This is a genomic window from Aminiphilus circumscriptus DSM 16581 (assembly GCF_000526375.1).
GTDB classification, from domain to species: domain Bacteria; phylum Synergistota; class Synergistia; order Synergistales; family Aminiphilaceae; genus Aminiphilus; species Aminiphilus circumscriptus.
In genome coordinates, this window is the sequence record NZ_JAFY01000002.1 from 1,260,840 (window position 1) to 1,275,562 (window position 14,723).

Here is a 14,723-nt window from a genome sequence, read left to right on the forward strand (position 1 = left end):
AGAAGAAAAGAGTCCTTCGCCTTTCTCGGGAGAGTGCGGGGGAAGGGCGAGGAAAGGAGCGAACGGAATGGTGGCCTGCAAAGGATATTTCGACGGCGCATCCCGGGGAAATCCCGGTCCCGCCGGAGCCGGGGCGTGGATCGAGGGGCCGGACGGGACTTGCCTTTGGGAGGCGGCACGTCCTCTGGGTATGCGGACCAACAACGAGGCGGAGTACGAAGCGCTTCTTCTCCTACTTGAAGAGGCGGTGCGGAGAGACCTGAAGGAGCTGCTCGTGCTCGGAGACAGCCGGCTGGTGATCTGTCAGATGCAGGGGATATGGAAGATCAGGGAGGAGCGCCTGCGGGAACTCGCCGATCGGGCACGGCGTCTTGTCAAGGGACGCCTCGTGCGTTACGAATGGGTTCCCCGGGAACGGAACGCCCGGGCGGATCGCCTGTCCAACAGAGCGCTCGACGAGAGCGGTGGAGGGACTGGAAAGAGTTCCTCCACCGCTCCGGAAAAGTCAGGCCTTGCCCTTCCGGAATGGCTTGAACCGCTGGGAGTCCCCGGTGAAAAGCCTGCCGCGGACGGCGGGGAGCCGGTGATTCTGGAGCCGGTGGAGCCTCACATCTACCTTGCCCGGGGGAGCGAAACCTACGCGGTGGACACACTGCACAAGGCTTGTACCTGCCGGGGGTTTCTCTTTCGCAGGGCATGTCGCCATCTTCGGGCGGCTCTCGAAAGAGAGGCGACGGAGACGCGTGCCGCGGCGGCCCCACCGGAGAACTCCGGTTCCGGGAACGTGGAAGAACCTTCGCGGTGATCTCCGCCGGTACGGTCGTCCCTTTCGTTCCGCAGGGACCTGTGTGCGAAGCGATGTGGTGCCCAGACGGTCCGACGGAAGGTCGAGTGCTCTCCGCGAGGTTTCTTCGTCTCCTGCGTGAGGGTTTTTCCAAAACTCTCACGCGACGCTTTTGCGGCACAGCATGGTTTAATGCTATACTTGATTTTGAAAAGCAATGTCATTGCGAAGAACTGCCTGATTGAATGGGTGAGGAAAGGGAGGTGTCCCGATGATGTCTCCGCCCAGAGTGCTCATCGTGGAAGATGAGCTGATCATCGCCGAGGACATGAAGCGGCGGCTCGAGAAGCTCGGATATGATGTGGACGATGTGGTCCTGTCCGAAAAGGAGCTTTTTGAACGGATCCGGAAGGGACGTCCCGACGTGATTCTCATGGACATTCATCTCGGCGGCGAAACCGACGGTGTGGATCTCGCGGCGAAACTCCGGGAGGCGGAAGACATTCCCGTCATCTTCGTCACGGCCTATGCCGACGAGGCGACCGTGGAGCGTGCCAAGGAAAGTGCTCCTTTCGGGTATGTCATCAAGCCCGTGAAGGACGGAGATCTCCGCTCCTCCGTCGAAATCGCGCTCTACAAACACGCCATGGAGAAAAAACTCCGGGACAGCGAGAACCGCTTCCATGAACTCTTTGTTCATATGTTCTCGGGTATGCTGGTGCTGGAGCCCGGCGCGACCGGCTTTACCGTGAAGGACCTCAACCCATCCGCGCTCGCTCTGGAAGGAATGAGCGCGGATGCCCGGGGAAAACGTGTCGAGGAATGTCTGGCGGATGCCGCGTCTCCCGAGCTTCTTGCATTGCTCGATCGGGTCTGGCGGAACGGGGTGAGCGAGACCGTCACGCTCTCGCGGTACCGGGACGGGGAGATCGTCTCCTGGAGAGAGTACCACGCGTACCATGCCGCCTTGGGTGAAATGGGACTCGTCATCCGGGACGTGACGGAGCGGAAACGCACGGAGGAGATGCTCCGGCGGCGCACCCACGACCTGGAACAACGGGTCCGCGTGGAAGACTGCCTTGCGGAGGTGCTTTCCGTGCTGGCCGAGGACATCCTTCCTTTTCCGCGAAAGCTGGAAAAGATCGTGCGACTTCTTCCCCGGGGGGTCCATTTCTCCGAAGAGGCGGGAGTCCGCATCGTCCTCGGCAGCGAGCAGTACCGGACGGAGAATTTCTTCGCCACGCTCTGGGGAGTCTCACGCCCTCTCCTCATTCGAGGGCGACAGGTGGGGAGCCTGGAGATCCACGCCCTGGCGGGAAAAGCACCTCTCTACGAGGGACCCCTCCTGCGGGAAGAGGTGGTGCTCCTCGATCGTGCCGCGGAATACCTGGCGTGGGCAGTGCGCGCCGAGGAGAACAAAAAGCGGTTTTCCCGGGAAATGGGGTACCTGCAGGCGGCACTCAATGCGTCGGAGGTTCCCCAGCTCGTGGTGGATCGCAACGGTGCGGCGGTGTATCTCAACAACGCTTTTGAGGCCGCCACGGGGCTTTCCCTGGAGGAACTCCGCTTTCGGGACATCTGGGACGCCGTTCGTGTCCGGAGTGCTCTGGAACCGTCCTGCAGCACCGAAGGGGTTCGAAAATCCTTTCGGGACGTTTGCGAGACGGGTGCCACCGAGGAATTGCCCGATGCGTTTTCTCTCTTCCCCTGTCGGGGCGACGGCAGATGTCGGGTTCTTCGGATGGCGCCTCTGTGGGGCATGGAGCAGGAAATGTTGGGAGTGCTTTTTTCTCTTGTGTTTCCCGGGGCGAATGAAGTCCGTTTTTCCGGGGGGCGATCCTCATGAACGGCGACTGCAGAGAACAGGAACGATCGAGGGTTTTTCTGGAGAACTCCATCGAGAAGCTTCTCGCGGAGGTCGATGCCTACGCGCTCGGCGAAGATGGCCTGACCGGCGTCGAGGCGATGGACGCCTTCTTCGAGATCCAGATCACCCGGGACAAACTCAAGGCCTTCGTGGATCTCTACCCCGCCTCTGGGGGCGGTGCTCCTCTACGGTACGAGAGCGTGCGGGAGCGCTTCCGGGAAATGGGCGTGGAAGCGCTCCTTGAAGAAAGCCTTGCCGAGGCGGTGCAGCGGTGCAACGACGAAGGTAAGGTTCAGCACCGCGTTCCCGCGGCTCAGGGAATCTCTCCCGAACAGTCCCGGGAGGCGACGCTGCAGATCCTCTTTCCTCAGGAAAGAGAGCGGGAGCCTCTGGGGGGCAACGACGAGGGTGCGATCGATTATCGGGATAAGGGCGAAATCTTCGCCGTGCAGCCCGGCGATGTGCTCGCCATTCTTGATCCCGCCGTCGACGGAATCCCGGGACGGGACATTTTCGGGAACGTCATCGACGTTCCCCCGGCGAAGCAAATGCTCTTCCGAGCCGGAGAGGGGGTTGTTTCCGAGGATGGGCGCCACTTCGTCGCCGCCCGGAAAGGGCAGCCCCTCTTCTCGGGGAGCGAAGTATCGGTCAAGCCCGTGGTGGTCATTCCCGGGGACGTGGACTACGGAAGCGGCAATGTCGTTTTCGAGGGCAGCGTCATCGTCCGCGGCAACGTGCTGGAGGATTTTCGCGTGGAGGCGGGAGTGGACGTGGAGATCTTCGGCAACGTGGAGTCCGCATTCGTTCGAGCCGGGCGGGACCTTCACGTGCACGGAGGTATTCTCGGCGAGAAGGCCGACGCGGACGCCAAGGGGCGCCTGACCGCTCGCTTCGTGGAAGGAGGACATGCCGGCGCCGACGGGGATGTGACGGTCGTTTCCCATCTGCTCCACGCCGAGGTGTTTTCCTGCGGCACCGTGGAAGTTCAGGGAAGGAAAGGAATTCTCGGAGGCATCGTGGTCGCCCGGGACCGTATTGATGCCGTTTCGGCCGGATCCACCATGGGTACCCGAACCCACCTCGTCTCGGGGGTCGATTTTCGCGTCCGGGAGCAGTTGGGAGTTCTCGACGGGCGTATCAAGAAACTTCAGGACCTCGTCGCGAAAATTTCCGAGGTGGTGAAGCGCTCCGCGGCCAAATTCCTCCAGGGCGGACAAATTCGGCTTCCTCAGGAGATGCAGGTCAAAATGGACCTTCTTATGCAACACTACAACACCGCAGTAAAAGACATGAACCTTCTGCAGGACGAACGGACGCTTCTGCGGAATCGCATGGAACGAACCGTGAAATCCGCGGGATTCATCAAAGTGAAGAACCGGGTTTTCCCGGGCGTGTTGGTGGAGATCAGGGGTGTCAAAAAGGAGATCAAGGACGAACTCCGTTTCATCTCGTTCTATCTGGACCCTGACACGGGGGAACTCGTCACCGGGATTTACGGATAGTGTTTCCGACGGGAGGTCCGGTGTTGCGGAGCAGGGACGGAATGGTGGTGTTCCCGACCGGAATGGAGGTCTCGGACCGGGGTGCCTGGAATGAGGGAGAGCCCGGATACCGGGAAGAACGTCCCCGGAAAATCTGAACAAGAGGGGAGCGCGGAGGCGTTCCAGGTGATGGCTTGCGGAATGTCCGGAATGTCGCGAACGGGAGAGGGCCGAAGGATACGAAGACGAGAGGACGTGATCCTCGAACTCCAGTTCGAGGCGGAGGCCACCGCCCGGAGGGCGGAATCTCTCGCGGCGCTCTCGGAGGAGACCGTGGCTTCCGACGCCATGCAGAACATCGCAGCCTCCGCGGAGGAGCAGGCCGCCTCCGCCCAGGAAATGGCCACGGGTATCGACATAGCCGCCAAGGGAACCGCCACGATCATTTCCGCCGTGGAGGGAATTCGTGGTGCCGCGGAGGATACCTCCACGGCATCCGAGGGCGTGGCAAAGGAATCTCAGGACATGGCCGCCTCGGCGGAGCGTCTCCGAAAGCTTCTCGGGCGTTTTAGGGTAATTGCCGGAGGCGGGGCCGGCGTGACGCTTGCCCCGGCGGAGAAGTAGGCATCGAATTTCCGAGGGGAGGCCGCACGTTGCGGGGTGCTGTGGCCGTGCGATGCGGTTCCCCGAGGACGTTGATGAAGGAGGCTCGGGAGACATGAAAAAATCGGGAGGATACGTCGAGTTCGGAGTCGCTGGGGAACACTTCGCCGTTCCCCTTGAATCTGTCCGGGAGATTGTGCGTGCCTGCGCCATTACGCCCATTCCTTCCGCATCCGCTCACGTAAAGGGTATGATCGCCCTTCGGGACGAAGTGCTCCCCGTGGTGGATCTGGCGTCGCGCCTCGGCATGGTCCGAAATGCCGAGGTAGAGGGGCAGATCGTGATTCTCGATCTTCAGGGAATCGTCGTGGGGCTCCTTGTGGACGAGGCGTCCCAGGTAAGCTCTCTCGGCGATGCCGAGTTCGACGCCGGAGCGGCGCCGCAGGATCTCGGACGCAAGGGACTTGTGGCGGGAGTTCTTCGCACGGGAGAACGGCTGCTCATGCTCCTCGATCCCGAAGCGGTGCTTTCCATCGATTCCGAGACGCTCCGGCGGCTTCGCGACACCGCTTCCCGAGAAAAGCGCACGGAGAAGGAAACGGAGCGGGACGAGAATCTTTTTTCCGTGGTGACCTTCACCCTCGGAAACGATGTGTACGGGTTTCCCCTCGAGGATGTCCGGGAGATCATCCGTCCGTCCCGTCCCGCCCTCGTTCCCGAGGCGCCTCCCCATGTGAGGGGTGTCATCAATGTGCGAGGAAGCATCCTGCCCGTGGTCGATCTGGGGATGCGCCTCGGCGTTTCCAGTGGCGGCGACGCCTCCGAGGGAGCGAAGATCGTCGTCCTCGATTACGGAAGGGCACGGATTGGATTTCTTGTGGACGGCATCCGTGAGGTGCTTGAGGTTCCCAGAGATATGTTTCAGGAGGCGCCCGCGGTGACCCGCACCGCCGAGGGGCGGAGTGTCGTCTCGGGGATTCTCGACGTGCGGGGGCAGATCATCGCCCTGCTGGACAAACAGGTTCTCGTGAATTCCCGGGAGCTGGACCTCGCGGACGTCAAGGACGCCGCTGCCGGAGCGGGCGGCGGAGGAAAGGAACGGATGCGTACCTTCGTGGTTTTTCTGGAGAACGGACAGGAGTTCGGACTTCCCATCGAGACCATTCGGGAGATAACCCGTCGGAGCGTGGTGGCCCCTTTGCCGGGCGTTCCCGCTTTCGTCGAGGGTGTGATGAGCATTCGCGGCGAATCCGTCACCGTGGTGAGCCTGCGGAAACGTTTCGGAGGAGATGTCCGCGAGCGGGGGGAGGAGTCGCGAATTCTCGTGGTCAACGTGTCCGGGGTCTCCCTCGGATTTCTTGTGGACTCGGTGGCGGGGGTCGAGCAGGTTCCGGAGGACCGGCTTGCTCCCCCACCCCTGGAGGGCGTCGATTTCGGCGAGGCGAGGCATTTCGTCTCCGCCGTGGGGCATCTCGAAGGCGGACGTCTCCTGCTGGTTCTCGATGCGGAGGCTGTCTTCGGAGAGACCGCGAGGAATGTGGAGACGCGTGTTCCTGCGGGACCGAAGGTGTGACACCGGGAGTTCGCGAGGTTTTTCGAAGCTTGACAGAATCGAAAAAAAACTGTAAGGTATGCCAGTTCGGCTTGGTCCGGGCGTACTTCACAGTTTTGGGAGGCAATACATTGAGCACGCAGGGTACCGTCAAGTGGTTCAACGAGGCAAAGGGTTTCGGCTTTCTCACCGACGCGAACGGCAAGGATGTGTTCGTGCACTACAGCGCAATTCAGGGGCAGGGTTTCAAGACTCTTGCCGAGGGACAGCAGGTCAGTTTTGATGTAACCCAGGGTGACAAGGGACCTCAGGCTTCCAACGTCACTAAACTGTAGGCGCGGTAGTTTGTTCGTAAGAGTTCGTTCGGTGGCATAAAAGCACATCGACTATCCGCGAGGAGGAGGGCGTCTGCCCGCCTCCTCGTTTTTATTTCCAGATTCGCGCAATTCGCGTGCGACCTGCCCCCGCCCTTTCCTCTCCGTATCACCGAATGCCGCTCCACTGTCTTGAAGCGAACTTTTCGAGGATCATCCGTACGAACTCGGAGTGTGCCCACTCCTTTCCCGCAGGAAAGAAACGAATGGTGAGCAGCACGATGCCCAGTGCGAGAAAGACGGCCAGAGCGACCCAGAGGAGCTGGATTTCCACGTTCGGTTTTTTCTGCGGCGGTTTGTAGAGTGTTGTCATGAAGCATCCCTCCTCCATGCCCCTTCCCCGACCCACGTCTTTGTCCCCTTCGGGGGTGGACCCGAAAACGGCATTTCCCCAACGTCATGATAGCGCGTTATCCCTCTCGTTCGCAACTTTTTCGCGTGTCTTCCGTATTCATTCCTGGAATTGCCACTGGGCCTCCATCGCGGTGTGGCGGGAGAACGGCGGAAAAAAATCGGATCGCCTCTCGCGAGGTGTCTGCTGTCGTCGAAAGGATCAGATTTGCATGGACAATTGACATGCGGTTTTATTGTATGCTATATAGTACTCAAGAAATGCATTTCGCACGAGGAGGGATTTGCCGTGAAAAAAGCCGTGCAACTCGGATGCGGTCTCGTGGGGAACGTGATCGCCGCGGATATGATGGAGGATTTCGACGTCACCGTGGTGGATCTGAACACTGCGGCCCTGGAGGCGCTGAAGAAGAAATTTCCCGCCGTGAAGACCGTGACGGCTTCCGCCACGGACGCCGGAGCGCTCGCGCCGATCCTCGAAGGTGCCGACGTCGTCACTGCGGGTGTTCCCGGGCGTTTCGGACACGCCATGATGCGCGCCGTCATCGAGCTCGGATACAGCCTGAGCGACATTTCCTTCATGCCCGAGGATTTCGAGGAGCTTTCCGAGGACGCGAGGAGCAAGGGTGTTACCGTGGTGCCCGACATGGGTGTTGCGCCGGGCATGTCGAATTTTCTCATGGGGCGCGGTGCGGCACTTCTGGACGAAGTGGAGCGGGCCTACATCTACGTGGGAGGCATTCCCAAGAATCCGCAGCCTCCGTTCAACTATCAGGTCACCTGGTCCGCCAGGGATGTTATCGAAGAATTCACCAGACCTGCCCGTTACGTTGAAAATTACGAACTCGTTACGGTGGAGGCCACGTCGGGGCTCTTCCTCAAGGATTTTCCGGGGTTGGGAACTCTCGAAGTCTTCTACACGGACGGACTGCGAAGCCTCGCGAAGAACATCAAGGCCAGGGACATGGGCGAGATGACCATGCGATGGCCCGGCCACGTGGAACAGATGCGACTCCTCCGCTCCATGGGAATGTTCGACGAGACGCCCCGGATGCTCGGAGGCAAGGAGGTCGTTCCTCTGGACGTGACGGCGGATCTTCTGTTCCCCCTGTGGAAGATGGATCCGGAGAAGGGAGACCGGGATCTCACGGTGATGCGGGTGGAAGTGGAAGGATTCAAAGGGAGGGACCGCGTGACCCACACATGGGATCTCCTCGACGAGTTCGACACGAAGAGCTGGAACACCTCCATGAGCCGCTGCACGGGGTGCAGTTGCGCCATTTTCGCCCGGGCGATCGCGGCGGGTCTCATCAAGGAGAAGGGGGTTCTTCCCGCGGAGAAGCTCGCTGGGGATGACGCGCTCTATTCCTTTGTCATGACCGAACAGCGTAGGCGCGGTATCGTCTACACCGAATCCGTGAAGATCGTGAAGGACGTGCGCTAAAACCACCGGACACGGAAACCTGGTTCTTTCTTCGCGCCGGGCGTCTTCCGCGGAAGACGCCCGGCGCGAGCATTTTCTTCCGTTGTCGGGACCATTTGAAAAGAAGAGGCGCACGGCATGTGCGTTCCTTCGGTCGGGTTTGAAGATTCCCCGAAACGGAGTGCTGCCTCTCGTCATGCGCTGCTTGCGGGACAAACTCCGCCGTTCGGCGGGGTTTCGATGTGGATGTTCGGACGAGGAAGAGTTTTTTCGAATTCGGTAGACTTCACTCCGTAGAAAGCAGCGAACTTTTCACGGAGGTGTTGCACAATGAGGAAAATGAGCGTGGTCGTAGCGGTTGTAGCGGTGCTTGCGGTGGGTGGAGCGGCCTTTGCCTGGGGTGGCATGGGTATGCGGAGCGGATGGATGGGTTGTATGGACGGATGCCCCATGCTCGGTATGAGCGGCGGATTCGGCCCCATGATGATGGGCGCGGGTGATGCGGAGGGCGTCTGTGGGCAGAAGGCACTCCGGGGCAGGGCGCCTCGGATGGCACAACTTCCCGAGGATGTCCGTGCCAAGATGACGGAGGTGCAGAAGCTGTACATGCAGATGCGGCTCGTTCTTCTGGAGGAGAAGCCGGATTTTGACAAGGCTCGAGAGTTGCACGAGAAGATGCTCACGCTCCACGGCGAGCTTGCCCGGTGGCGCTTCGACCAGATGGTGAAGTTTCGCACGGTCTCGGGAGATGTGAAGAACTGACGGAATGCGGATTTCGCTACGAGCCTTTCTCGTAGCGAGTGAAAGAAGAGCCCGAGAGGGGAAGGAGCGGCGGCGTGATCATCATCTCACGCCGCCGCTCCTTCCCCTCTCGATGCTTTTCCCAGAAAAATAAGGGAAACGCCGCTCGTCGTGTGCTTTCCGTGAAATATTGCCGTCTGCCGTGTCGAAACACTTACGAGAGGAGGGGCTGTGGTATGCTTAAGGAAGCCCTGAATAAAGACCTTTCGCTTTCCTTTGACTCGGATCGCATCAGGCTCTGCGAGGTGCCCCGCGGGGCTGACGCAGCCTTATTCAGAGATTCCTTAAGGAAGCCCTGAATAAAGACCTTTCGCTTTCCCTTGACTCGGGTCGCATCAGGCTCTGCGAGGTGCCCCGCGGGGCTGACGCAGCCTTATTCAGAGATTTCTTATTCCTGAAAGCGTGCGTTGTCGTTGAGGAGGTCTTGTGATGTCGATCCGCCTGAAGACGATGATCGTTCTTGGAGTCGCCTTTCTCTTGCTCACCTTGTCTCTGTTGATCGGCACGAAGACGGTCATCTACGAGGGATTTATGGACCTCGAGAACCGCAGCGCGTACCTTGAGGTGAGGCGTCTCGAGCGCCAGATACATCGAGTTGTGCACAGCATGGAGGTCGTTGCCCGCGACTGGGCTCCGTGGGACGACACCTTCGGCTTTCTCGGCGGCGAGTCGCCGAGATATGTGGAGGCGAACCTCAATGCTGAGACCTTCGAGAACCTCGGTGTCGATACCATGCTCTTCTTCGACAGCAAATGGTGCCTCTTCTACGAGAAGACCTACGATTTTCTCTCCGGCGAAGAGATCTCTCTCCAGGAGGGGGCGGTGGAGAAAATCCGCACATCCTTCATGCGTTCTTCCGGGATCGGAAACGGCGCGGCAGGAATTCTTCTCACGGAGGCGGGCGTTTTTGCCCTGGCGATGGAGCCGATTTTGCCCAGTGATTTTTCGGGTTTGCCGAGAGGCGCGCTAATCGTGGGGCGCCGTTTCTCCGCGAAAGAGATGGCGCGCATCTCCGAGACGCTCGAGATCCCCCTCACTTTCGGCACCGTGGGCGATCCGGCCCTTTCCGAGGAGTTTCGCAAGGCAGCGGAGGACATTGACTGGAACGCAGCCTTTCCGGTGCTTCTGGAGAGGCGGTCCGACGACGCGATCTTCGCTTTTCTGGGCGTTTCCGACATGAACGGCGTGCCTGCCCTGATCGTCCGGGCCGAGTTGCGCCCCGGAGTGGCGTTGTTCGGAACCGCGGTGGTGCGTCGTTTCCTCCTTTTTGCCGTTCTCGTCACTTTCCTCTCTCTCTTCGGGATGGTCCTTTTTCTCGAAAAGAATGTTCTTGCGCGGATCATCAGGCTCATCACCGAAGTGGAAAGCATCGGAAAGGGAAACGATCTTTCCCGTCGTGTGTCCCTTTCGGAGGAGGAGAGCGACGAGGTGCATATGCTGTCGGTACGCATCAACGAAATGCTCGAATCCTTTGAAATTCTTCTGGAAAACCTGCCGGATCTCCTTGTGGTGACCGATGTCTCCGGTAGAGTGATATCGGCGAATACGAAGGCCCGCGAGAGATTGGGTTTTGTGTGGCGAACGGAGGGCGACGACGCGAAGGAGTGTTCCGCGGAGCCTCCGGCTTCCTCCGGGGAGTGCGATGTCGTCGAAGAGGGTTCGGATCGTTTCCCCCCCGTGTGGGAAGGCATGCGCGAGGTGACCCTGCGGGCGCGGGACAGAGCGCTTTTTCCCGCGGAAATCCATACGCGTCGCGTCGTCATGGGAGGGCGCGATCTGTTCCTGTCCGTTATCCGAGACCTCTCGGAGAAGAAGAATCTTGAGGATCGTCTGTCCTTTCTTGCTTTCTACGATGCGCTTACGGGACTTCCGAATCGTGTTCTTTTCCTGGATCGTCTTTCCCAGACGCTTCTCCGTTCCCGGAATGAAACGGCCTTTTTCTCCGTCCTCGTGCTGGATGTGGATCGTTTTCGTGCGATCAACGAAACGTTGGGTCATGCCATGGGAGATCGCTTTCTTGTGGAGATGGGGGTGCGTTTCCGGAGTTTTCTCCGCAGAGGGGATACTCTTGCGCGTCTTGGAGGAAACGAGTTCGGCGTCCTGCTGGAAAGAAGAGATTCCGCGGAGGAGAGTCTCCGCGTCGCGGAGACCCTCCTCCGCGGCGCCACGATTCCTCTCGTGCTGAAGGGGCAAACTCTCTTTCCGAGCGTGAGCATCGGCATGGTGCTTGCCATGAAGGAATACTCCACGTCGGAGCGGGTTCTCCAGGACGCGGAACTGGCCCTGTTTCAGGCCAAGCGGATGGGAATGGGGCAGCTCGCCATCTTCGATAAGCAGAAATACGAGAGTGCCCTCGCGGCGCTTCGTGTGGAGAACGATCTTCGCCTCGCTCTGGCACGAGAGGAGTTCTTTCTCCAATACCAACCGATCTTCTCTCTTGCGGACGGTCGCATTATGGGTTTGGAGGCCCTGGTGCGCTGGCAGCATCCCGAATGGGGTCTTGTCCCTCCCGGTGCGTTCATCACCGCCGCCGAGGACGCGGGACTCATTGTCCCTCTCGGCGAGTGGGTTCTCCGGGGTTCCTGCCGGATGCTGCGCACGTGGTACGATCGGGTGCCAGGAAGCGATGTTCTTGTCGTCCATGTGAACATCTCCGTCAGACAGCTTCTGCATCGGGGGTTCCTGGAAAATATGGAGGCGATTCTCGAGGAGACGAACATTTTTCCGCAGAATCTCTGCCTGGAGATCACGGAGAGCATGGTCCTCTTGGATGTGGAGCGGAGCGTGGGTGTTCTGCGACGGCTCGCGGACATGGGGATGTCCATTGCCGTGGACGACTTTGGAACGGGCTACTCCTCACTCAAGTATCTCCATCTTCTTCCGTTGCATTGCATCAAAATAGACAGGACCTTCGTGGAAGGGCTCGACAAGGGAAGTCCCGAGTCCGGGATTGTGCACACTGTTCTCGCCCTCGCGAAAAGCCTCGGTCTCGATGTGGTCGCGGAAGGAATCGAGACGGCGCGGCAAAAGGAAATCCTTCAGGCCCTCGGATGCCCGAAGGGCCAGGGATATTTCTTCTCCAAACCGCTGGGAGCGGAGGACATTTCCCGGTTGCTCACAAAGGTGTTGTCGTCTCCCGGCGCATCACCCGAAGAGAGTTGAGCACAGCCAGAAGAGCCACCCCGACATCGGCGAAGACCGCTTCCCACAATCCAGCCATGCCCGACACGCCCAAGGCGAGAAACAATCCCTTGGCGCCGATGGCGAGGAAGATGTTCTCCCGGACGATCCTCCGGGTGCGGCGGGCGATGCGCACCGCCTCGGCAACCCGGGAAGGGCGATCCTCCAGAAGAATCACATCCGCCGCCTCCACGGACGCGGCGGCGCCCAGGCCGCCCATGGCCATTCCCACGTCCGCTCCGGCGAGAGCGGGTGCATCGTTGAGACCGTCACCCACAAAGGCTACCACCGCCTTGTCGCCGTCGTGTTCTTTCGCGGATGCCAGGGCGGTCACCTTTTCCTGGGGAAGCAGGCAGGAGCGGTATTCCGCGAGACCGAGTTCCTCCGCGGCACGCCGGGTCGCCTCCTCCCCGTCGCCGGAGAGGAGCAGTGTGCGGATGCCCATGTTCTTCAGGTGCGACACCGCCTCCGGGGCGTCCTCCCTCGTCACGTCCGAGAGAATCAGATAGCCGAGGTAACGTCCGTTCCGAACCACGTGCACTGCCGTTCCGCTCTCGGACACTGGAGTGGGGGCGAATCCCGCCTCTTCCAGAAGAGCGGCGTTTCCCGCGAGGAACACCTCCGTTCCACGGAGAGCGCGCACGCCCCGCCCTGGAATCTCCTCGAAATGGTCGAAGAGAGGAACGTTTTCTCCAAGAGGATAGGCCGCGAGAATGGAGCGGGCGATGGGATGGTTGGACCCCTCTTCGGCCAGAGCAGCTCCCTGTGCCAGTTCCGCCTCGGTCGTTCCCGGAGACGGGACGAGGCGGGTCGGTGTGAAGACACCCTTCGTGAGCGTGCCTGTCTTGTCAAAGGCCACGGTGGTCACCGCCGCGAGAGTGTCCAGAACTTGGCCACCCTTGACGAGAATTCCGCTTCGGGAGGCGGCGCCGATGCCGCCGAAGTAGCCGAGGGGAATGCTGATGAGCAGGGCGCAGGGACAGGAGATGACCAGGAGGACGAGGCCCCGGTAGCCCCAGAAGGCGAAACTTCCCAGGCCGAGGAGTGGCGGAACGGCGGCGACAACTGCGGCGGCGATGACCACGGCGGGAGTGTACCATCGGGCGAAGCGAGTGAAAAAGCGCTCCGTGGGAGATTTACGTTCCTGGGCGGTCTCCACCATGGCGAGGATGCGGGCGATGGTGGTCTCCCGGAAAGGGGCCGTCACCCGCAGGGTGATGCTCTCCGCAAGATTGACCGTTCCGCCGAAGACGGTGCTTCCCTCGCCGATATTCACGGGAACGGGCTCCCCCGTGAGGGGGGACTGATCCACCCGGGAATTTCCCGAGAGGACGATGCCGTCGAGAGGAATCTTCTCGCCGGGTTTCACCAGAAGCACGTCTCCGGGGAGCACCTCTTCGGGAGCGACCACGCGCACCGCGTTCCCCGAGACGAGCGATGCCGTGTCGGGCTTGGTGGCGAGCAGGGCGGAGATGGAACGGCGTGACCGCGACACGGCCCGCTCCTGAAGGAACTCGCCCACGCGGTAGAACAGCATGACCCCCGCCGCCTCGGGAAGTTCGGAGAGGGCGATGGCCGCTACCGTGGCCAGGGACATGAGGGTGAATTCGCTGAAGAGATGTCCTCTGGCGATGCTGTCCACCGCGGTGTGAAGCACGTTCCAGCCGCAGAGGAGATAGGCCGCGGAAAGCAGTCCCGCGGCGAGGGAGGTCCAGGCCGGAAAGAAGGCGTCGAGGAGAAGTCCTCCCGTGAAAAGGAGAGCCGCTCCGGAGAGGATGAGGAGTTCGCTCCGGGATGTGCCCTCGCTGTCGGAACTCGAACAGGAGCAGGAAGCGCACCCTCCGCTTTCGGCGTGTTCGGAGGCATGGGAAGAACCGTGCCCTTCGTCGTGGCCGTGAGACGTGCGGCCATGGCTGTGGGTGGTGTGGTCGTGGCGGTGCGTGTTCCGTTCCCGAAGGCCGAAGGTCATGCGTTCGAGAGCGCAGAAGGGGCAGTAGGCGTGTCGTGTCATGAAGAGCACCTCTCAGTCGTGTGCCGTCGTTCTTTTCCGGAGCGTCGGCAGGAAAGAGGCGGCAAAGACACCGAAACGGACCTCTTTCGCCGCACTCTTTCGAGATTGTCCTGAAGTTATGATACCCTAACTTTCCTTTTCGCGCCAGAGAGAGCGCCCCGAAAGGGTTTGAAAGCAAAAGATCGTGATGTGCGGCGCCATTTCCGGACAGAACATCCGTTGTGTCGGACGCCGCCCCGGGGGGTGGATTTCCGGAGGACGGTCTTTGCGCGGCGCGTTCTCCCCGAGTACGGAGA

At 60.6% G+C, this 14,723-nt stretch carries 12 protein-coding genes; 10 read left to right on the forward strand and 2 right to left on the reverse strand.

All coding sequences use genetic code 11. The features are described from left to right. Positions 1–67 precede the first annotated feature (67 nt). From K349_RS18590 to K349_RS0106590, 6 genes are all read left to right on the forward strand, one after another. A complete protein-coding gene (locus K349_RS18590) occupies positions 68–805 on the forward strand; it encodes a ribonuclease HI family protein (RefSeq protein ID WP_026369024.1) in 738 nt (245 codons plus the stop codon). 250 nt (positions 806–1,055) lie between these two features. Continuing rightward, a complete protein-coding gene (locus K349_RS18595) occupies positions 1,056–2,630 on the forward strand; it encodes a response regulator (RefSeq protein WP_026369025.1) in 1,575 nt (524 codons plus the stop codon). Then, the gene (locus tag K349_RS0106570; RefSeq protein WP_026369026.1) at positions 2,627–4,153 is read left to right on the forward strand and encodes a DUF342 domain-containing protein; all 1,527 of its coding nucleotides are present in this window, start codon (positions 2,627–2,629) and stop codon (positions 4,151–4,153) included. Before K349_RS18595 ends, K349_RS0106570 begins: the two co-directional genes overlap by 4 nt. A gap of 234 nt (positions 4,154–4,387) precedes the next feature. Beyond that, on the forward strand, positions 4,388–4,756 hold the full coding sequence (locus K349_RS0106580) for a methyl-accepting chemotaxis protein (RefSeq protein WP_157367301.1): 369 nt from the start codon (positions 4,388–4,390) through the stop codon (positions 4,754–4,756). A 94-nt stretch (positions 4,757–4,850) separates the two neighbouring features. After that, positions 4,851–6,308, forward strand: a complete 1,458-nt coding sequence (locus K349_RS0106585) for a chemotaxis protein CheW (protein ID WP_169731311.1) — start codon at positions 4,851–4,853, stop codon at positions 6,306–6,308. Positions 6,309–6,418: 110 nt separating this feature from the next. Next, positions 6,419–6,622: a cold-shock protein gene (locus tag K349_RS0106590; protein ID WP_026369029.1), complete on the forward strand. Its 204-nt coding sequence runs from the start codon at positions 6,419–6,421 to the stop codon at positions 6,620–6,622. A gap of 148 nt (positions 6,623–6,770) precedes the next feature. On the opposite strand, the gene K349_RS0106595 is transcribed toward K349_RS0106590, so the two are convergent. Beyond that, positions 6,771–6,974 (reverse strand): hypothetical protein, encoded by a 204-nt coding sequence (locus tag K349_RS0106595; RefSeq protein WP_026369030.1) that lies wholly within the window; start codon positions 6,972–6,974, stop codon positions 6,771–6,773. Positions 6,975–7,301: 327 nt separating this feature from the next. On the opposite strand from K349_RS0106595, the gene K349_RS0106600 reads away from it, so the two are divergent. The 4 genes from K349_RS0106600 (at position 7,302) to K349_RS17905 (ending at position 12,398) form a co-directional block, all read left to right on the forward strand. After that, on the forward strand, positions 7,302–8,456 hold the full coding sequence (locus K349_RS0106600; protein ID WP_026369031.1) for a saccharopine dehydrogenase family protein: 1,155 nt from the start codon (positions 7,302–7,304) through the stop codon (positions 8,454–8,456). Between the two features lie 309 nt (positions 8,457–8,765). Beyond that, on the forward strand, positions 8,766–9,197 hold the full coding sequence (locus K349_RS0106610) for a hypothetical protein (protein ID WP_026369033.1): 432 nt from the start codon (positions 8,766–8,768) through the stop codon (positions 9,195–9,197). Between the two features lie 215 nt (positions 9,198–9,412). After that, positions 9,413–9,535, forward strand: coding sequence for a hypothetical protein (locus K349_RS19850; protein WP_274703377.1), 123 nt, complete (start codon positions 9,413–9,415; stop codon positions 9,533–9,535). A gap of 130 nt (positions 9,536–9,665) precedes the next feature. Next, positions 9,666–12,398: a bifunctional diguanylate cyclase/phosphodiesterase gene (locus K349_RS17905; RefSeq protein ID WP_026369034.1), complete on the forward strand. Its 2,733-nt coding sequence runs from the start codon at positions 9,666–9,668 to the stop codon at positions 12,396–12,398. Here the strand turns inward: K349_RS17905 and K349_RS0106625 are convergent. Continuing rightward, entirely contained in the window at positions 12,352–14,427 is a 2,076-nt protein-coding gene (locus K349_RS0106625) for a heavy metal translocating P-type ATPase (RefSeq protein WP_026369035.1), read from the reverse strand. The two genes, K349_RS17905 and K349_RS0106625, sit on opposite strands and share 47 nt — an antisense overlap. Between the last annotated feature and the right edge of the window lie 296 nt (positions 14,428–14,723).

What these genes read in the sequence shown, in the direction of transcription:
- K349_RS18590 (WP_026369024.1), top strand. Translation starts at nt 68, where the DNA reads ATGGTGGCCTGCAAAGGATATTTCGACGGCGCATCCCGGGGAAATCCC.
- K349_RS18595 (WP_026369025.1), top strand. Translation starts at nt 1,056, where the DNA reads ATGATGTCTCCGCCCAGAGTGCTCATCGTGGAAGATGAGCTGATCATC.
- K349_RS0106570 (WP_026369026.1), top strand. Translation starts at nt 2,627, where the DNA reads ATGAACGGCGACTGCAGAGAACAGGAACGATCGAGGGTTTTTCTGGAG.
- K349_RS0106585 (WP_169731311.1), top strand. Translation starts at nt 4,851, where the DNA reads ATGAAAAAATCGGGAGGATACGTCGAGTTCGGAGTCGCTGGGGAACAC.
- K349_RS0106595 (WP_026369030.1), bottom strand. Translation starts at nt 6,974, where the DNA reads ATGACAACACTCTACAAACCGCCGCAGAAAAAACCGAACGTGGAAATC.
- K349_RS0106610 (WP_026369033.1), top strand. Translation starts at nt 8,766, where the DNA reads ATGAGGAAAATGAGCGTGGTCGTAGCGGTTGTAGCGGTGCTTGCGGTG.
- K349_RS19850 (WP_274703377.1), top strand. Translation starts at nt 9,413, where the DNA reads ATGCTTAAGGAAGCCCTGAATAAAGACCTTTCGCTTTCCTTTGACTCG.
- K349_RS17905 (WP_026369034.1), top strand. Translation starts at nt 9,666, where the DNA reads ATGTCGATCCGCCTGAAGACGATGATCGTTCTTGGAGTCGCCTTTCTC.
- K349_RS0106625 (WP_026369035.1), bottom strand. Translation starts at nt 14,427, where the DNA reads ATGACACGACACGCCTACTGCCCCTTCTGCGCTCTCGAACGCATGACC.